Annotated in this window: 17 protein-coding genes and 1 tRNA gene; 5 read left to right on the top strand and 13 right to left on the bottom strand. The window is 66.6% G+C overall.

Translation table 11 applies throughout. The annotated features are described in order from the left end of the window. Window positions 1-17 precede the first annotated feature (17 nt). Together Q7W51_08020 and Q7W51_08015 are read right to left on the bottom strand one after the other, a co-directional pair. Window positions 18-1625 carry a DAK2 domain-containing protein gene (locus Q7W51_08020; GenBank protein MDO8848312.1) on the bottom strand — a complete coding sequence of 536 codons (1608 nt, stop codon included), beginning with the start codon at window positions 1623-1625 and terminating at the stop codon, window positions 18-20. Then, window positions 1622-1987, bottom strand: a complete 366-nt coding sequence (locus Q7W51_08015) for an Asp23/Gls24 family envelope stress response protein (protein MDO8848311.1) — start codon at window positions 1985-1987, stop codon at window positions 1622-1624. The genes Q7W51_08020 and Q7W51_08015 overlap by 4 nt, the downstream gene beginning before the upstream one ends. A 238-nt stretch (window positions 1988-2225) precedes the next feature. Here Q7W51_08015 and rpmB point away from each other — a divergent pair, with 238 nt between their 5' ends. After that, complete coding sequence (rpmB, locus tag Q7W51_08010) at window positions 2226-2414, top strand: 50S ribosomal protein L28 (protein MDO8848310.1); 189 nt, start codon at window positions 2226-2228, stop codon at window positions 2412-2414. On the opposite strand, the gene Q7W51_08005 is transcribed toward rpmB, so the two are convergent. The 5 genes from Q7W51_08005 to Q7W51_07985 form a co-directional block, all read right to left on the bottom strand. After that, window positions 2411-4147 carry a GAF domain-containing protein gene (locus tag Q7W51_08005; protein MDO8848309.1) on the bottom strand — a complete coding sequence of 579 codons (1737 nt, stop codon included), beginning with the start codon at window positions 4145-4147 and terminating at the stop codon, window positions 2411-2413. The two genes, rpmB and Q7W51_08005, sit on opposite strands and share 4 nt — an antisense overlap. A gap of 93 nt (window positions 4148-4240) precedes the next feature. Next, window positions 4241-4894 (bottom strand): thiamine diphosphokinase, encoded by a 654-nt coding sequence (locus tag Q7W51_08000; protein ID MDO8848308.1) that lies wholly within the window; start codon window positions 4892-4894, stop codon window positions 4241-4243. After that, complete coding sequence (thiT, locus tag Q7W51_07995) at window positions 4894-5460, bottom strand: energy-coupled thiamine transporter ThiT (protein MDO8848307.1); 567 nt, start codon at window positions 5458-5460, stop codon at window positions 4894-4896. Before thiT ends, Q7W51_08000 begins: the two co-directional genes overlap by 1 nt. Window positions 5461-5675: 215 nt before the next feature. Beyond that, window positions 5676-6692 carry a peptidoglycan DD-metalloendopeptidase family protein gene (locus tag Q7W51_07990; protein MDO8848306.1) on the bottom strand — a complete coding sequence of 339 codons (1017 nt, stop codon included), beginning with the start codon at window positions 6690-6692 and terminating at the stop codon, window positions 5676-5678. Between the two features lie 59 nt (window positions 6693-6751). After that, window positions 6752-7795 (bottom strand): PASTA domain-containing protein, encoded by a 1044-nt coding sequence (locus Q7W51_07985; protein ID MDO8848305.1) that lies wholly within the window; start codon window positions 7793-7795, stop codon window positions 6752-6754. 120 nt (window positions 7796-7915) lie between these two features. Here Q7W51_07985 and Q7W51_07980 point away from each other — a divergent pair, with 120 nt between their 5' ends. Continuing rightward, window positions 7916-8188: a zinc ribbon domain-containing protein gene (locus tag Q7W51_07980; protein ID MDO8848304.1), complete on the top strand. Its 273-nt coding sequence runs from the start codon at window positions 7916-7918 to the stop codon at window positions 8186-8188. Between the two features lie 9 nt (window positions 8189-8197). On the opposite strand, the gene glpX is transcribed toward Q7W51_07980, so the two are convergent. The 6 genes from glpX to metK all read right to left on the bottom strand — a co-directional run bounded on the left by glpX (window position 8198) and on the right by metK (window position 15596). Then, complete coding sequence (gene glpX, locus Q7W51_07975; protein MDO8848303.1) at window positions 8198-9163, bottom strand: class II fructose-bisphosphatase; 966 nt, start codon at window positions 9161-9163, stop codon at window positions 8198-8200. A 32-nt stretch (window positions 9164-9195) separates the two neighbouring features. After that, on the bottom strand, window positions 9196-10542 hold the full coding sequence (locus Q7W51_07970; GenBank protein ID MDO8848302.1) for a transcription antitermination factor NusB: 1347 nt from the start codon (window positions 10540-10542) through the stop codon (window positions 9196-9198). After that, window positions 10539-11453, bottom strand: a complete 915-nt coding sequence (fmt, locus tag Q7W51_07965; GenBank protein ID MDO8848301.1) for a methionyl-tRNA formyltransferase — start codon at window positions 11451-11453, stop codon at window positions 10539-10541. Before fmt ends, Q7W51_07970 begins: the two co-directional genes overlap by 4 nt. A gap of 28 nt (window positions 11454-11481) precedes the next feature. Continuing rightward, a complete protein-coding gene (gene def, locus Q7W51_07960) occupies window positions 11482-11967 on the bottom strand; it encodes a peptide deformylase (GenBank protein ID MDO8848300.1) in 486 nt (161 codons plus the stop codon). 73 nt (window positions 11968-12040) lie between these two features. Continuing rightward, complete coding sequence (priA, locus tag Q7W51_07955; protein ID MDO8848299.1) at window positions 12041-14281, bottom strand: primosomal protein N'; 2241 nt, start codon at window positions 14279-14281, stop codon at window positions 12041-12043. A 67-nt stretch (window positions 14282-14348) separates the two neighbouring features. Beyond that, complete coding sequence (gene metK, locus Q7W51_07950) at window positions 14349-15596, bottom strand: methionine adenosyltransferase (protein MDO8848298.1); 1248 nt, start codon at window positions 15594-15596, stop codon at window positions 14349-14351. Between the two features lie 342 nt (window positions 15597-15938). Between metK and Q7W51_07945 the strand changes: the two genes are divergently transcribed. From Q7W51_07945 to Q7W51_07935, 3 genes are all read left to right on the top strand, one after another. After that, the gene (locus tag Q7W51_07945; GenBank protein MDO8848297.1) at window positions 15939-16355 is read left to right on the top strand and encodes a phosphate-starvation-inducible PsiE family protein; all 417 of its coding nucleotides are present in this window, start codon (window positions 15939-15941) and stop codon (window positions 16353-16355) included. A gap of 25 nt (window positions 16356-16380) precedes the next feature. Then, window positions 16381-17853 (top strand): glutamate--tRNA ligase, encoded by a 1473-nt coding sequence (gltX, locus tag Q7W51_07940; GenBank protein ID MDO8848296.1) that lies wholly within the window; start codon window positions 16381-16383, stop codon window positions 17851-17853. Between the two features lie 81 nt (window positions 17854-17934). Then, a tRNA-Gln gene (locus tag Q7W51_07935) sits at window positions 17935-18010 on the top strand. The last annotated feature ends 61 nt before the right edge of the window (window positions 18011-18071 follow it).

Genomic DNA, 18071 nt, shown 5'->3' with positions numbered 1-18071 from the left:
TTCCTCCTTGTGTGGGACTACTCTACTGCCACGATCACCGGATACACCGGCTGCTCTCCCCGGTGCCCCTCGACCTCGAGCGACGGGTACGCGGTGGACAGACGCTCTACCAGCTCGTCCAGCGCAGCATCATCGAAGTCCTCGCCGGCCAGCACGGTAGCGGTATCCCCGCCCTCCGCGATCAGCCCGGCCGCCTCGACGGCTACATCGGCTATGTTGGTGCCGATGACCTCGATCTCGTGATCGACGATCCCGATAACTTGACCTGCCTTGATGGCGCCGGCCTTGCCCTTCGCGTCCTTGACCGCAGTGGTCACCTCGGCACAGCGTACAGCCAGAGCCGCCTCGGTCATCTCCTCGGTCACGGCGGCGAGATCCTCGGAACCGTCGTAGGCGAGAAGGGCCGCGAAGGCCTGAGGAATTGCGGTTGTGGGGACGACTGATACTGGCCGGTCGGCGACGGCGATGACCTGCTGCGCTGCCATGATGATGTTCCTGTTGTTCGGAAGGATCACGACCGCATGCGCTTCCACCTTGCCCACGGCGTCCAGCAGTTCTGCCGTGGACGGGTTCATCGTCTGGCCGCCGCTCACCACCACATCGGCGCCGAGACTCGACAGGATCGCTGCCATCCCGGAGCCCGCTGCGACCGCGACGAACCCGACGGGCTTGGAGGGGGCGATGGACTGCCGGATGCCCTGCGTGCGATCGGCAGTCTGACGCCGCATGTTGTTGACATGGACTTCCGATACCTCGCCCAGCCCGGTGGCCCAGGAGAGGACGCCTCCGGGCTCATCGGTGTGGACGTGGACCTTGTAGGTCTCTCGATCCCCCACCACGAGTTCCGAACCGCCGCGCTCGGAGACGTAATCCTCGATAACCGAGCGATCCACTTCGGCGCCGTGCAGGAGGAACTCGGTGCAGTAGAGATACTCATCGTCGTTCCAGTCATCGACCGGTACGACCTGCATAGGCTCCGCAGCCGTCTCGATCGCGTGCTCGCGGTACTCGCGGCCCTTGTACCCTGCCACGAACCCTTCGGCCATGATCGCCAGCCCGAAGCCTCCTGCGTCCACGACCCCGTTCTCCTTCAAGACCGGCAACAGGTCGGGGCCGCGTCGCACTGACTCGAACGCAGCCTGAACAACCGCATCAAGGAACTCGTCCAGTGGCAGTCCCGCGGCTACACCAGCGCGCGCTGCGATCGAGGCGTCCTTCAGAACGGTCAGCATCGTTCCCTCGACCGGCTTTCGAACGGCCTGGAAAGCGACCTGCACGCTCCGCTCGAGCGCGGAGGCTACCACCGAAGTCGTGAATTCCGAGGACGACGCGCCGACCTCACACAGTCCCCGCAGCATCTGGCTCAAGATGACTCCGGAGTTGCCACGGGCGCCCATGAGAGAGCCGTGCGTGATCGCGTGGCACACGTCAGCGATCGAGGCGTCCGACCCGAGTCTGCCGAGGTCGGTCATGACCGCGTCGAGCGTGAGGGTCATGTTGGTGCCCGTGTCGCCATCGGGAACGGGGAACACGTTCAGCCGATTGACTTCTTCCATGCGCTGCTTGAGCGCGGCGGCAGATGCCGCGAACACTACGACGCCGGGCGGCGAGGAGACCTGTGTCATGCGTGCTCCGATTTCTTCCTCAGCTTGATCCCTTGGACGTGCACACGGACATCGGATACCTGCACCACGGCGTTGTGGGTAAGCGCGTGACGAACCGCCGAGGACAGGTTGTGCGAGACCTGGGTCAGATTCGTCCCATACTCCACAACCACGTACAGATCGACGGCCACGCTTCGCTCGTCGGTATTGGTGATGACCACGCCCTTGCGAAGCTTGTCCCGCGAGAGCAGCTGCGCGACGCCGTCGCGCAGCGAAGGGCTCGCCATGCCAACCACGCCGTAGCCCTCGAGCGCCACGAAGCCGGCGATGTCCGCCAACACGTCATTGGCGATGGTGACGGTACCGCGTGCCTCCTCAGCCATGCATGACCCTCCTCAGAGCGCTCACAACGGTCCGGTCCTGGTCGCGAACGTACGATGTAGTATAGCGGAACCGCACCCTCGCCGAGCGGTGCGCATGGCACCACGCGAGTGCAGCATCCGGGGCCGACGGCGGACGCTTTGCTGGCCCTACACCCGTGTGCTAGTATTGCTGCGCTTTTGCCGATACCGGCGGTGGAAGCCTGACCGCCTGAACCGATCATGAGGACGGAGCCCGAAGATGTCCAAGGTCTGCAGCGTCTGTGGCAAGCATCCCACCGCGGGGCGCAACGTGAGCCACTCTCATCGCGTGACGAACCGCATGTTCCACCCCAACGTGCAGAAGGTCTCGGTCGTCGTTGACGGCACCGTGAAGAAGATGAACATCTGCACGAAGTGCCTCAAGGCCGGCAAGGTCACGCGCGGCTAGTACGACCCGCTGTTCGTACCGGGGACCCGGCTCGACCCGCCCTGAAGGATGTCCCGCAGGACATCCACGACGGCAGGATCGAACTGGGTCCCTGTCTTATCCGTGAGCTCCCGCAGCGCATCGGCCACCGAGAAGGCCGCCCGATACGGGCGTGGCGACGTCATCGCCACAAATGCGTCTGCGACCGCAAGTATCCGCGCACCGATCGGGATCCTTTCGCCTGAGACCCCGCTCAGGTACCCGGCTCCGTCGTACCACTCGTGATGGTGGTACACGATAGGCACGACGTTGCGCAGCGCCGGCGCCTCGGCCAGGATCTCGGACGCGATCTGGGGGTGCATCTTCAGAAGCGCGCGCTCCACAGTCGTGAGCGGCCTGTCGGCGATCGCGACGCTGTCCCCCGCAGCGGCCATCCCGATGTCATGCAGAAGCGCGGCGATCCGAAGGGCGTCCTGATCGTCAGGGCCAAGCCCGAACGCCTTGCCCATCGCATCGGCATACTCGAGCACGCGTTCCGTACCGCCACGCGAGTACGGGTCTTTGGTCTCCATCGCAAGCGCGAGCGCCTTGAGCGTGTCGAAGTAGAGCTCACGCGACTCCACCATTGCGCGGGCATTTCGCAGCGCCGTCGCGGTCTGCTTGCCGAGAACCTCGATCGACGACATGTGCGATTCGGTGAACCGTGCGGGGAATGAGCGGCTGCCCACGTTCAGCACGCCGAGGATACCCTCGTCATCGGCGATAGGAACCGAGACCGCCGAGCGTATCCCATGCCTCCGCGCCGCCGGAGTACGTGCGGGCAGGTCCTCTATCAGCAGCGGCTGCCGCGAAGCCAGCACCCAGCCTGCGATACCCTCTCCTTCGGCGAGCGAGGTCGAGTGCACAACCTCAGCTGGGAGGCCCTCGGATATCTCGATCACCAGCCGTCCGGTGCTCTGCTCGAGCAGCATGACGCTACCGGTCTGCGCATCGCTGAGCTCCATAACCCGGCGCAGTGCGGTCGTGAGGACCTGCTGCGGGTCGAGCATGCGACTGAGGTCGCGGGCCGCCTCGATGAGCTGCTGCGCGGTTTCGAGTTCGATGCGCGCCACGTGGAGGCCGAGCGCGCCGGCGAGGGATCCGCGCAGCGGCGCAGTCACCTCGGGAAGCGTACTGACGTCGATCTCATCAGGCGACTGGAAGTCGACGGCGGCCACACCCCTCGCATCGCCGGCGATGATCGGCAGCACGTACCGCCAGATCGTCGTCGGTTCGCCACCCCCGCGAACGCGTGCGACCGGACCGGTCTCGGCTTGACCGCTGCGACATGAAGCTGCAAGGGCATCATCCGACGACAGCAGGATCGGCTGGCTTGAGGGCGCCATCGGGCCAACGGCCGCGATCTTGCGCAGCGTTCCGGTGGGCTCATCGGCAAGCCACAGATGCGCAGCCACCGGCGTGGCGACGTGCGTGACCGAGTCGCGCAGAGCCCCCAGCACGACCTCCGGCTCCAGTCCGGGGGGCACGCGCGGAATCGGCGGGTGCTCTACCACCGCGACTTGGGCGACCGGGATGTCGGACGGGACCGCCGACATGACAGACGACCGCATCTCCCACAAGCCGAGCACGCAGCCAAGCGCGCCGACCACTCCGAGCGCGAGTGACGGAATCAGGAAGCCGGCGAGCACACACGCGGCTCCCAGCACCGCGAGTGCCCCCCACCAGCTCCAAAGCGATCGGTCGCGAGCCTGCACATCGCCCCCACTGCCACACGGCACGACAACGCACAGCGCACGTGCGTCATCACAGTGTATCGGTCGAGGCAAGTCCGAACTCAAGAGCCGGCATCAGCGTTCTCGATTCACTATGACAAGAACGGTGCCGGACACGACCTCGATACGCTGCGTGCGTTCCGTCGCGACATTACTCAGCCCATGCGAGGAGAGCGCGCTCAGGACCGTCCGGGACATCGCGTAGCCGAAGCCCGTTGCATTCACGGTCGCGTCCACGCCCATCGCCATGACCGAGATGATCGTGCCGACCGGCTCGCTGAGCTCACGCACGCCCCCGAGCTCCGAGCGCAGTGCGAAGCCCCGCCACTCGGGCTCGTCACACACGCCACCGAGATCCGCCGCGGAAACGACCGTGCCGAGTGCCGCAAGGGTGTGGTCGAGACGGCCTGCGAATGCGGCCGCGAACGTGACCTCGGTGCAGCCCGCCTCCCTCGCGACAGCGAGGGCGAGATCGAGGTCGCTCACGTCCTTGACCGCGGGATAGCGGCGAATCTCGGCACCCGAGGCCGCCGCCTGAGAGAGTGCCGCTGCGGAAGTCGAGTCGAAGTCACCGACGCAGATATCCGGAGTGCACCCCGCCTCGAGACAGACGAGCAGCCCGCCGTCCGCGGCGATGAGCAGGTCCGCATCCTCGATCAGGCGATGGTAGTGGGCCTCTCCGCCGGGAGCCGGGGCCGCTCCCACGATCAGCGCGCGGCGTCCGTCCATCAGCGGGAACGCGCAGCGGTCAGCTCGAGCGCGGGCAGGACCGCGAAGGCGATCAGTGCCGAGGCCGCGGCCGACACGAGCACGAACGAGTTGTACGAGACCGAGTAGATCAGCGGCGCCTGACCGGCCTCTTCCGCGTAGGTCGCGAAGAACACGAGTCCCGAGACCACATGCGCCGCATAACGCCCGAGGGCACCCAGTACGATCCCCGGCACCGCCGCTTGCCAGAACGCCGCACCAAAGCGCTTCTCCCTCGCTCGCGAGGCCCACGCGTGCGCAAAGAGCCCGGCGAGACCGCACGCCGCAAACGCCACGGGGTAGTCGAGCAGCACCTGGACGGGATGGAAGATGTACGGCTTGATCATGAAGTCGACCAGCCCGTACAGGGCGCCTGCCGCGATCCCCACGGCGGGTCCACGCAGAAGCGCCAGCACGAAGATGGGGAGCATGACGAGCGAAACGCTGCCGCCCTGGGGCATCGACCACACGGTCATGAGGCCAAGTACCGCCGAAAGGGCTACCGTGAGCCCGATCTCAGCGGCGATCCGAACGCGCGAAGTCTGCATAGCGTTCTCCACTCCCGGCGCACCGAGCGCCATACGGAAAGGAGCGCTGAGAGCGGAAACGGCTCCTCGGCCGTCTCCAGCCGTGTTCCTGCGCCGCATTACCGGCCCAGTCTTCTCGGTCGCGACCCATCGTCGCCTCTCAGCCACCTGCGAGCAGGCAGCTCCCGAAACGGAAAGACCCAGACATCGTGCCACAGCACGCACCGGGTGACAAACTACTGCATCTGTTTGAGATATGGATACGGATTCACCGCGGCACCACCGCCGGGATGAATCTCGAAGTGCAGATGCGGCGCGCTGGCCGATGCGTTGCCGGTGCTGCCGACGTAGCCGATGACCTGCCCGGCCTGTACGTACCCGGATGTGACCTTGTAGCTGCTCAGATGCGCGTAGTAGAACGCCCATCCGTTGTCGGAGGTAAGCCAGATGGTCTTGCCGCCAAGGCTGTTGTCCTTCGAGCGCACGGTCCCCGACAGGACAGCCACGACCGGGATCCCCTCCCGTGCCATGATGTCGGTGCCCTTGTGCGTGCGCCCACCCGATCGCGCGTCACCCCAGGTGTCCGTGTACGTGCACGGACCGGCCACCGGGAATACCATCCCGTTCGGCCCGGGTGTTGCCGACGACTTCTGCTTCTTCGCCTTCTCGGCGGCGAGGGCTGCCGCGAGCTGCTTCTGCAGCTTGTCGTACTCCGCCTGCTGGGCCTTGAGTTCCTTGTCGATGCGGTCCGCCTCCTCCTTGAGGACGGCGGTCTCTTCGGCCTGCTGGGTCTTGAGCGCCTCGAGTTCGGCACGGCTCGTGGCAAGGCTCACCTGGAGCGCCTCCACCTCGGCGATGATCGATGCGTCTTGCTGGCTGACTCTCTGGACGTACTCGAGGCGCTTCAGCATCTCGTCGAAGTCATCGCTCGAGAGCAGGATGGCCATGTAGTCGGTCTTGCCGGTGCGGTATATCTCGTTCGCACGCTGCGAAAGACGGGCGTTCACCTGATCGAGGCGTGCTTGCGCGCTGGCAAGCTCGGCATCCACGCGGGCCGTTTCCACGCGCGTCGCATCGAGCTGCCAGTAGGCGGCCGAGTAGGCCTGCCCTGCCGCCGATGAGGCGGACTGCAACTCCTTGATCTGCGCTTGTAGCTTCTGTACCTCGGTCTGCGCGGCCACCGCATGCGGCGTAAAGCCCATTACGAGCACCAGCATCGACACGAGGAGTATCCGAAGGCGGATTCCGCGCACGGCGACTCCGTTCGTCTCAGCTCGGAGGAAATTCCTCGACAGTCTACACGATTGCACGCTCAGTTGTCCTCGAGCGTCGGACCTACACCACGGTAGATGGCACGCGCGATTTGATCGGCCCATGCGGGATCAACGAACCGTGCCACGTCCGCTGTAGCGTCGGCAGCACCGACTTGCACGCGCATCCCGGTGCCCGGAAACGCCGAGAGCACGGGATCCTCTATGGGCCCAGGCTCGTTCACCGTGAGTGTCGGCAGAGTCGCCGCGCGGGTGACCGCCTGAGCGTACTTGAGCGACGACAGCTCGTACTGCGCATCCGCAGCCGATCCGAGGTGATACACGACCACTCCCGGAGCGCCCGACGCAGCCACATCGAGCCCGATGATCAGGTCGGCTGTCGAGGCCTCGGCGGCCTGGACACGACCCTCGGTGGTGGCCGCTCCTCCAGCTGTGCGCGTGGTAGTGACCTTCGCGCCCGCGGCCTCCAGCAACGATTGCAGCCGTCGGCTGATCTCCATCGTCACGTCGGCTCCCACGCCTTCAGGTACCGGTGCCGGGTCGAGCAGTACCGTGACGCCCTGGAGGTCGTACGGAAGAAGAACGTCCGCCTCACCGGATCCGCCGGGAACCGACAGGCGGATCTCGTCACCGGGGCTCACGCTGGATCCGGGCGCCGGGAACATCTCGAGCACGATCGCCTGGGTGGTCTCGGCGGACACAGCCTCCGTCACTACATTGAGCCCGAGGGCGCTCAGCGCGTCACGTGCGCCCTCGACCGAGCTGCCCACGAGATCGGGGACCTGAAACGTCTGCGGCCCCACGGACAGCACCACCGCGACCACGGTGCCCGGGTCGACGAGCACGCCCGGAGCCGGCTCCTGAGAGATGACCTCGCCCTCGGGGATGGTCACCGAGACGCGCGTGCCCGCAAGCTCGTAGACGAATCCGTCGGCCTCGAGCGACTCCTCGGCGATCTCGCCGGGCAGTCCGACCACGTCGGGTACGGCGAGAAGACCCGCGCGCGCCACCATCATCGATGCGGCGACGGCGGCAGCGATCAGCAGCACGATAACGACGGCAGCAACGATCGCGGCCTTCGGCACCAGTCGGCGCCTGTGTGTGGTCTGGGTCATTCTCGCAGTATAGCAAGCGCGGTGCCCGCCTTGCGCCGGGGCGGCTGCGCGGCTATGCTGCACTATCGCCTACGACCCACAGGAGATGCCGTGCCCGCCTACGACTACCGTTGCTTGTCGTGTGCGTCTGTCTTTGAGCTCACACGCTCGCTTTCGGACGCCTCCGAGGTCGTCTGTCCCTCCTGCGGCGGCCAGACCAAGCGCGTCTTCACGCCGGTCGGTGTCGTCTTCAAGGGCTCGGGCTTCCACAACACCGACTACCGGCCGAGGCCGAAAAGCGAGGAGCCCTCGCCATCCGGCAAGGACTCCTGCGCCAACTCGGGACAAGGCGCCGCATGCGCGACGTGTCCCGCTTCCGAGTAGGGTCGCCCTCTAGTCCATCCGCACCCAGAACTTCTCGGCTCCGGTCTGCTTCACGGTCTCGATGAAGCGCACGGTTCCTGTGGCGTTATCCATCGCTATCGAGTGCGTGCGCGTGCCGTGCCCGAAGTACTTCACACCGCGGAGAAGTTCCCCGTCCGTGACGCCCGTGGCGATGAATGCAGCCTCGTCGGTATTGACGAGTGTATCCATCTCAAGGATGCCATCGATGTGCGGCGTTCCCATCTCCACCGCACGTGCTCTCTCCTCATCGCTGCGCCACGCGAAACGGCCCATGAAGCAACCGCCGATGCACTTCATGGCGGCGCAGGCCAGCACGCCCTCCGGGGCGGCACCGATACCGAGATACAGGTGGATGCCGGTGCCTTCGATCGCCGTGGCCACGGCGCCGAACACGTCGCCGTCGGTGATCAGACGGATGCGCGCGCCGGCTGCCCGCACTTCGGCGATCAGGTCCTTGTGCCGTTCGCGCTCGAGGATGCACACCACGAGATCCTCGACAGGACGCTTCATCGCCTTCGCGACGTTGCGGATGTTCTCGGTCGGGCTCAGGTCGATGTGAACCACACTAGCTGCCGTGGGCCCTACCGCGATCTTGTTCATGTAGGTATCCGGAGCGTGCAACAGCGTGCCTTTGGGTCCGAAGGCCAGGACCGCGATCGAGTTCGACTGCCCGTAGGCGGTCAGGTTCGTGCCCTCGAGCGGGTCAACGGCGATGTCGATCTCCTCGCCGCCTCGGCCGACCTTCTCGCCGATGAAGAGCATCGGCGCCTCGTCACGCTCCCCTTCGCCGATGACGATCGTGCCGTCGATGTCCACGTTGTTGAAGGCCGAACGCATCGCTTCGACCGCGGCGTCATCGGCAGCATGCTTGTCGCCCTTGCCCATCCATCGGCCCGCAGACAGTGCTGCGGCCTCGGTGACCTCGAGCATTTCGACGATACGGGTGCTGCGCATCCCATCCTCCCTCGGATCGTTCGAACCCCTGCTTACTCGGAACTGCGGCGGAGAACCGCCACGAAGTGGCCGTCCGGTCCGCCCGATGTCGGCCAGGAACGGAAGGAGCCCGCCCCGTCTCGGAATGTCCCCCATTCGAGCGGGATCAGGTCACCGAGCGGTTCGGCCCGGAAACCGCGCCCGGACTCGCCGGCAAGGAACCCACTGACGACCCCATCGTTCTCTTCGGCGGCCACGCTACAGGTAGAGTACACCACCACGCCGCCCGGTCGGACCACCCGCGACGCTGCCTCCAACAGCTGCGATTGCAGCACTGCCATGCGAGCCGGCGCACCCGGATCAAGGCGCCAGCGCTTCTCGGGGTAGCGGCGCAGCGTCCCGAGGCCGCTGCACGGAGCGTCGACGAGCACTGCGTCGAATGCGTCCGGCCCGAACACCGCGGCCAGGTCGGTCGCGTCGCATACGAGGGCGTTCACGCCCGGGACGCCCGAGCGATCCAGTCGTTCGCGCATCGTCCGAACCTTGCCTTCGTGCACGTCCACAGCGGTCACCTCAGCGGGCCCACCGTGACGCGACGCGATCGCCTGTATGCACACCGTCTTGTTGCCGCGTCCTGAGCCGACGTCGAGAACCGCCATGCCCGGGGTGGGACGAAGCGCTGCAGGCGCCATCTGCGCCGCCGCGTCCATCGGGAACCATCCGTGCGGTTCAGCAGGCCGCGCGAACACGGCCGACGCATGGCCAAGCCTGTAGCAGTCCGGGTCCGGCGGGGACGGCTCAGGCTCAGCAGCCGAAAGGGCATCTGCCGCCGTGGCCCGATCGGCCTCGAACGGATCCAGACGGACGTACGTGGGAGCAGGTTCCAGGCCGCTGCCGAGCATCTCGCGGGCCGCGGTCTCCCCGAGCGATGTGATCGCAAGATCGACGATCCAACGCGGATGCCCCGACGCCCGCGCAAGCGCGTCGCGATCGGTCGAGGGATCGCCCCACGGGAAGGTGGAGGCCTCGGCTGCGATCTTCCGCACGACGGCATTCACGAGCCCCGAGGCCTGTGGGCGGACGCCTCGCGCCAGATCGACCGCCTGGTCGACGACCGCATACGCAGGAGCGCGGCTGAACAGCAGCTCGAACGCGGCCAGCCGCAGTACGTCGCGCACGCGAGGCTCGACCCCGCGTGAGAGATGACGGTCGAGAGCCTCGTCGAGCACGCCTTCGGCCGAGAGAGTCCCATACACGAGCCGCGTGGCCAGCGCCGCATCGGCCGGTGAGAGAGACGCCTTGCCGAGTGCGACTGACACGACGGCGCCGGAGAAGGCGCTCTGCTTGCGCACGCGAGCCAGCATGCCGAGGGCGACGCGTCGCGCGGGCGCCACCGTCACCGGGTACACCGCCAGCAGACGCCTTCGGCAATGTGCGCCCCGCGCGCCCACGCGTCGCCGGGCATGTCGCCCCTGCCCGCGGGTCGTACGACATCGAGCACCAGCGCTCCACCCGTGAAGCCGAGGACGGGCATGCCGCTGACGATGCATGCACCTCCCGGCGCAACGTCCGCCTCGGTCGGATGGGCCCGGACCACCGTGAGCTCGCGTTCGCTCACGCACGCACGGGCCGGGGCCCGGTGCGTCGCAGCCCGCACCCGCGCATAGGCCGAAGCGATGGACAACTCCGGGGTGAGCGCGACGTCGTTCTTCGACACCTTCGGGGCGTAGGTCGCGCCCGACTCGTCCTGCACCTCCCAGCGGACATCGGGGAGTTTCGCAAGGACAGTCACGAGTGCCTCGGCGCCTACGCGAGCCAGTTCGGCCTCGAGTTCGGCGGCGTATCGTTCCCCGACGGGCACCCGCACCTGGAGCGCGTAAGGACCGGTATCGAGCCCCTCCTCCATTCGCATGATGCTTACGCCTGTCTCCGGCTCGGCGTCAAGGATGACCCGCTGCACCGGAGCCGCACCGCGATAGCGAGGGAGGAGGGAGGCGTGAACGTTGATGCACCCGTGAGGGGGGATTTCGAGGACCACGGGTGGGAGCAGCATGCCGAAGGCCGCAACGCAGATGACGTCCGGACGCAGCGCACGGATGTGGTCCGCCACCTCGCCACGGAGCGTCGTTGGGTGGAGGACGGTAAGACCGCGCGTCTCGGCGGCCACCTTCACCTCGCACGGCCGAAGCTCACCGCCACGTCCCGACACCCGATCGGGCATCGTGACGACCGCCACCACCTCATGGTGCTCGTGAAGGGCTTCGAGCGAGGGCACCGCGAACGCGGGGGTGCCCATGAAGACGACGCGCATCCCGCGATCCCTCCCCCTTGGGTGCCTGCTACAGGTTGTTGACCTCGTTATAGGTCCGGATGATCGACTTCTTCACGTCGGCGGGGCATCGGTCGAGGATCAGTACGCCGTCGAGATGATCGATCTCGTGCTGCAGCACTCGCGCGAGCAGGTCCTCCGCCTCGAGCGTGATGTCGCGACCCTCCAGCGTCTGCCCGAAGCAGACCACGCGCATGCTCCGCTCCACCGGTACCGTTATGCCCGGAACCGAAAGACATCCCTCGTCCTCAACAACCGTCTCCGGGCTGAACTCGGTGATGACGGGATTGCACAGCGCAGCCAGCCGGTCGTCAACATCGAAGACGATCACGCGCTTGTCGACGCCCACCTGGGGCGCAGCGAGGCCGACGCCGCTCTCGTCGTACATCGTTTCGGCCATCGCGCGTACCAGGTTCCGCAGCGTGCTGTCCGCCGCGGGCTCGACCTCATGGGCGCGGCTCTTGAGCACCGGGCTTGGGTGATGCAGGACTTCCATTCGGGCGTTTCCTCCAGCTCGACTTCGCAACACACCTGCAAGTGCGGTGCCGCACCGATTCTACAACGCCGGTCTACAGCATGCCGACGGGGTCCACGTCCACGATCCGTGTGACGCCCTCCGGTACGGTGAGCCGCTCCAGACCGTCCCGGAGCACGCTCGAGAGGTCCGCGCTCTCGGGCGCCTTCACCAACAAGTGCCACCGCCAGTTCCCCTTGATGCGCGCGATGGGCGCAGCGGCGGGGCCGACGATCGCAAACCCCTCCGGCAGCACGTCGGCGAGCGCAGAAGCCGCGGCATAGGCCGACTCCCGGACTGCGGAGGCAGAGCGACCGCTTGCGATGACATTGGCGACGCGTCCGAACGGCGGGAACCCGAGCTCGCGGCGATCCGCAGCCTCACGCGCGTAGAGCCCCTCGCCGTCACCCGCCAGCACCGCCTGCACGGCGGGGTGATCGGGCCAGTACGTCTGGATGATCACGCGGCCGGGCTTCTCACCTCGGCCGGCTCGACCGGCTACCTGCTCCAGCAGCTGGTACGTCCGTTCTCCCGCACGGAAGTCAGGCACATGCATGCTGGTATCCGCATTCAGCACCCCCACGAGCGTGACGTCCGGGTAGTCCAGGCCCTTGGCGATCATCTGGGTTCCCAGGAGCACTGCGCTTGCATGGTCCTCGAACTCCATGAGCGCCCGCTCGTGACCGCCCCTTCCCGTCGTGGTGTCCGCATCCATCCGCACGATGTGTAGACCCGGGATGAGCGCACCGAGATCGGTCTCAGCGCGTTCGGTCCCCGCGCCGAACTTCCGCAGGTACGCGCTGCCACACCGCGGACACGTGACCGGCATCGGGTGCGAGCTTCCGCAGTGATGGCACTGCAGTGAGCCGGTGTCGTCGTGGTAGGTGAGCGAGACGCTGCATGACTCGCACTCGGGAACGAAACCGCACTCGCGGCACAGCACGAACGATGCGAAACCCCGGCGATTGAGGAACAGCACCGCCTTCTCGCCCCGTTCGGCGACCTCTCGAAGCGCGCCCTCAAGGGCCGCCGAGTAGATCGACCGGTTGCCCGACGCAAACTCGGCCGTCATGTCTACGACCTCGACCGAGGGCGGGGTACCGCCGCCCACCCGGTGCGTCAGTCGTACATGCCGGTATCGTCCCACCTCGGCACGATGACGTGACTCGAGGCTCGGTGTGGCGGAGCCGAGAACGAGAGTGGCGCCAGTGGAGCCGCACATCCGCTCGGCGACCTCGCGCGCGTGATATCGCGGCGACTGGCCCTGCTTGTACGAGGGCTCGTGCTCTTCGTCGATGACCACGAGCCCGACGTCACGCAGCGGGGCGAAGAGCGCGGAACGGGCTCCTACGACCACCCGCACACTCCCGTCAAGGGCGAGCTGCCACTGATCGAACCGCTCACCTGCAGAAAGACGGCTGTGGATGACCGCCACGTCGTCGCCCAGACGGCCCCGAAATCTGCCGACCGTTTGCGGTGTAAGCGAGATCTCCGGAACTAAGACGATCGCGCTTCGCCCCTGTGCGAGCACGCGTTCGATAGCTGCGAGGTAGACCTCCGTCTTCCCCGATCCTGTCACGCCCTCGAGCAATACCACGGCTCCGCCCTCGTCAACCGAGCGGACGATCGCCTCGATCGCGGCCGCCTGCTCCGGCGTATGAACGTGTGTCACTTTCGGCCGAAGCCGCTCTGCGGGACGCCGATGGCGGGCCCGCTCGGCCGTGACGACCACACCGGCCCGCTCCAGGGCCCCGACGGCGGCGGTGGCCCCGGGGATGTCCGCGGCAAGCTCGGCCGTCGTCAACGGTCCGCTGGAGAGCGCCTCCAGCACGGCCCGCTGCACCTTCGCGTTCGAACGCGGTGCGAACGCGGTCCCCTCCGTCAGCGTCACGAGCCGCTCGGATCCGACGCGCATCTGACGTCCTTCGTACGCCCAACCATCTGTGGTGCGCACGACCCGCGGGGCGCCACCCGGCGGCAGGAACAGGCGCAGTGCCTCGGAGAGCGGCGCTACGTACTCGGCGGCGATCCACTCGGCGAGTACGAGCGCACTTTCGGCGAACAGCGGCATGCCGAGCACCGCATCGATGTCGCGGATCGTCCCTGTGTACGACGACTCGCGAAGGAGGCCGACGACGTAACCCACGCACCGGCGCGGGCCGAGCGGGACAGCAACGGGGCACCCGATGGCGACCTGGGCGACCAGGTGCTCCGGAACGCGGTAGTCGAACGGCTCCGACAGAGCGCGTGCGGGCACGTCCACAACGACACGTGCTATCGGCAGGCTTGTTCCCATGGTCACAGCATACCGAAGGCCACCGACATCGCGCCGGTGGCCCTGGGGTATGGTCTGTAGCGTGCGATCAGCTGACGGCTGCCTTAAGCGCGTCCACGCGATTGAGGCGCTCCCAGGTGAAGTCGCGGTCGTCGCGGCCGAAGTGACCGTACGCCGCCGTCTTGCGGTAGATCGGGCGACGCAGTTCCAGGTCACGGATGATGGCGCCCGGACGCAGGTCGAACACCTCGGCGATGGCCTCTTCGATCTTGGCCGGGTCGAACTTCTCGGTGCCGAAGGTCTCGACCGTGATCGAGAGCGGATGCGCGACGCCGATGGCGTACGCGAGCTCAAGCTCGCACCGGTCCGCCAGTCCGGCCGCAACGACGTTCTTCGCGACCCAGCGAGCCGCGTACGCCGCCGAGCGGTCCACCTTCGTGCAGTCCTTGCCGGAGAACGCGCCGCCGCCGTGCCGGCCCATGCCGCCGTAGGTGTCCACGATGATCTTGCGGCCGGTGAGACCCGAGTCGCCCATGGGACCGCCGATCACGAAACGTCCTGTGGGGTTGACGTAGACCTCGGCGCCCTTCCACTCGATGTCCTCGAGTGAGAGCACGGGTTCGATGATGTGCTCGATGAAATCGGGCTTCATGAGTGTCTCAATGTCCACACCGTCGGCGTGCTGGGAGGAGATCAGAATCTTGTCTACAGCCACTGGCTTGCCGTCCACGTAGCGGACGGTGACCTGGGTCTTGCCGTCGGGCCGCAGGTAGTCCAGCACATCGCCCTTCCGGACGGCGGTCAGCCGCTCGGCGAGCCGATGCGCGAGGTAGATCGGCATCGGCATGAACTGTGACGTCTCGTTGCAGGCGTAGCCGAACATCATGCCCTGGTCGCCCGCGCCGATTAGGTCGAGCGGGTCGGTGTCGCCGTGCTTCACCTCGTACGCCTCGTCCACGCCCATCGCGATGTCGGCGCTCTGCTCGTGGATGGCGGTCAGCACGCCGCACGTCTCGTAGTCGAAGCCGTACTTGGCCCGCGTGTAGCCGATGTCCTTGATGGTCTCGCGAACGATCGCGGGAATGTCCACATAAGCGTGCGTGCGGATCTCGCCCGCCACCACCACGAGGCCGGTTGTCGTGAGCGTCTCGCAGGCAACGCGCACGTACTCCGGCGACGCCTTTGAGCCCTGGTCGGTCTCGTACCCCTCGGCCGCAAGCTCACCCTCGCGGGCGATGATCGCGTCGAGCACGGCGTCCGAGATCTGGTCGCACATCTTGTCGGGATGGCCTTCAGTCACCGACTCCGAGGTGAACACGTACTCCCGCTCTGACATGAAGCCTCCTAGCCTTCGTCACCCGCGACGCGGGTGCTCCAGTATCCGCCCCGGACAAGAAACGATCCCTTGTCCGGTTTGACAAGGGATACAGTCGATGGCACGCACGAGTGCCGCGCTATTCCCTCATCTTCCAGACGTTGCCGTCTGCCGCAATGTGGCACCGTGCGCCGCTTTCGCGTCGGTTGCCGGGGTGTCGTCGGGTGCGGTCCCTCGACCCTCTGCAGCGCTCTCGCGCTGCCTCGTGATGAGAACGCCTGTGACGATAGCACGCACCGTGCCGACTGCCAAGAAGGGCACAAGCTTGTATAGTGAACGGGTTCGCCGACCCTGGAGCTGCGCATGAAGGCGATAGACCTGCTCAATCGCATCGTCATCTACATCGAAGGGGCGGTCGCTGCGCTGCTCGTCATTCTCGCTGCGCTCGGCGTGGTCGACGTCGTCCTGAAGATGCTCGAGGTGGTGCGAGCCGAAGGATTCATGACCCCCGAAGGCATCACCCGGACCATCGACACCGTCCTCGTTGTCTTCATCGTCATCGAGCTCATCCGGATCGCGATAGCCTACATGCTGCACAAGAACGTCATCGGCACGGTGCTCGAGGCTGGCCTGGTTGCCGTCGTCCGGAAGCTCGTCATCTTCGAGACCGGCGACAAGGTCCTCGAGAAGGCCCTCGCCCTCGCCGTCCTCACGCTCGCCGTGGGCATCACGTGGTACCTCCTACGCCGCGCCAACCTGTGCGGCGAAACCGAGCACTAGTCCTCACGCGACCGAAAGGGATGCTGTGACCGAGCACGTTCGCGTTCGCTTTGCCCCGAGCCCGACCGGCGCCCTCCACATCGGCGGCGCCCGGACGGCCATCTACAACTGGGCCTTCGCCCGCGGAGCCGGCGGCACGTTCATCCTGCGCATCGACGACACCGACCCCGAGCGCTCTACCGCTGAGAACACCGCACAGATCCTCCGATCGCTCGAGTGGCTCGGCATCGACTGGGACGAGGGTCCGGAGGCCGGCGGGTCGTACGGGCCCTACTACCAGACCGAACGTGCACCGAGCTACGCTGCTGCGCTCGAGCGGATGAGGTCCAACGCAACCGCGTACCCGTGCTTCTGCTCCGCTGATGAGCTCGAGCGTAAGCGTGAGGCGGCCCGCTCCGGCGACGGCAACGCTGGCTACGACCGCACCTGCCGGCGGCTCGCCCCGGAAATCGTCCGCACCCGCCTCGACGCCGGTGAGCCGCACGTGTGGCGCCTCGCCGTGCCGGACGACCGCGGTGACATCCTGGTCGACGACGCGGTTCGCGGCGAGACCGCCTTCCCCGCCTCGGCCATGGACGACTTCGTGCTCGTGCGCAGCGATGGCACGCCCACGTACAACTTCGCGACCGTCGTCGACGATGCCGAGATGCAGATCACCCACGTCATCCGTGGCGACGACCACCTCTCGAACACGCCGCGCCAGATCCTCGTGTTCGAGGCGCTCGGCCATGTCGTTCCCCGATTCGCCCACCTCTCGATGATCTGGGGTGCCGACGGCAAGAAACTCTCCAAGCGCCACGGCGCCACATCCGTTGAGGCGTTCCACGACCAAGGCATCCTGCCCGAGGCGCTGCTGAACTATCTCGCGCTCCTCGGATGGTCGCTCGACGGCGAGACCACGGTCTTCTCGGCCGACGTCCTCACGGAGCACTTCTCGCTCGACCGCATCTCGAAGAACCCTGCGATCTTCGACGCCGAGAAGCTCGAGTGGATGAATGGCGTGTACATACGCGAGATGGCACCCGAGCGCCTGATCGAGCGCATGCTGCCCTGGCTCGAAGAGGCCGGCCTCACCACCGCGGGCGATTTCGCTCGCCGCCCGGACTGGTATCTCGCGCTCGTTCCGCTCGTCTCCGAGCGACTCAAGCGCATGACCGAGGTGGTCCCGACCCTCGGCTTCCTGTTCGCCGAGGAGATCCACCTCGACCCGACGTCTGTCGAGAAGGCGCTCGCCTCCGAGGAGGCCAAGACCGCCCTCGCCGCCGCGGACGAACTGCTGCGAACGCTCGAACCGTGGAACGCCGAGACCATCGAAGCGTCGCTGCGCGCGCTCGCCGAATCGCTCGGCGTTAAGCCCAAGGTGCTCTTCCAGGCTGTCCGCGTGGCAGTCACTGGCAGCACCGTCAGCCCGCCGCTCTTCGAGTCGCTCGCGCTGCTCGAGCGCGACACGGTGATCGGGCGTCTCGGCTCGGCCATCACGCTCTCCGGGTCGCGCTAGGCGGGGTCCCACCGCGGTTGACACCGCTCGCACCTCGCAGGTAGAGTACCTATTCGCGCCCCGAGGGGCGCAGGCACGTACTGGGGTATGGTGTAACTGGCAACACGTCGGATTCTGGTTCCGAAGAGTCTAGGTTCGAGCCCTAGTACCCCAGCCACATGGCGCGTTCGTCTAGCGGTTAGGACACCGCCCTCTCAAGGCGGAGATCACGGGTTCGA

The sequence above is a fragment of the Coriobacteriia bacterium genome (assembly GCA_030652115.1).
GTDB lineage: Bacteria > Actinomycetota > Coriobacteriia > Anaerosomatales > Anaerosomataceae > UBA6100.
The sequence above is the reverse complement of the archived record's forward strand: the minus strand, read 5'-3'. Positions and strand labels throughout refer to the sequence as shown.

Coding starts and splice junctions, on each gene's coding strand:
- Q7W51_08020 (MDO8848312.1), bottom strand. CDS start 1,625: ATGACACAGGTCTCCTCGCCGCCCGGCGTCGTAGTGTTCGCGGCATCT.
- fmt (MDO8848301.1), bottom strand. CDS start 11,453: ATGCGCGTCGTCTTCATGGGCACCCCCGCGTTCGCGGTGCCCTCGCTC.
- thiT (MDO8848307.1), bottom strand. CDS start 5,460: ATGCAGACTTCGCGCGTTCGGATCGCCGCTGAGATCGGGCTCACGGTA.
- Q7W51_08015 (MDO8848311.1), bottom strand. CDS start 1,987: ATGGCTGAGGAGGCACGCGGTACCGTCACCATCGCCAATGACGTGTTG.
- metK (MDO8848298.1), bottom strand. CDS start 15,596: ATGTCAGAGCGGGAGTACGTGTTCACCTCGGAGTCGGTGACTGAAGGC.
- Q7W51_08000 (MDO8848308.1), bottom strand. CDS start 4,894: ATGGACGGACGCCGCGCGCTGATCGTGGGAGCGGCCCCGGCTCCCGGC.
- glpX (MDO8848303.1), bottom strand. CDS start 9,163: ATGCGCAGCACCCGTATCGTCGAAATGCTCGAGGTCACCGAGGCCGCA.
- priA (MDO8848299.1), bottom strand. CDS start 14,281: ATGGGAACAAGCCTGCCGATAGCACGTGTCGTTGTGGACGTGCCCGCA.
- rpmB (MDO8848310.1), top strand. CDS start 2,226: ATGTCCAAGGTCTGCAGCGTCTGTGGCAAGCATCCCACCGCGGGGCGC.
- def (MDO8848300.1), bottom strand. CDS start 11,967: ATGGAAGTCCTGCATCACCCAAGCCCGGTGCTCAAGAGCCGCGCCCAT.
- Q7W51_07945 (MDO8848297.1), top strand. CDS start 15,939: ATGAAGGCGATAGACCTGCTCAATCGCATCGTCATCTACATCGAAGGG.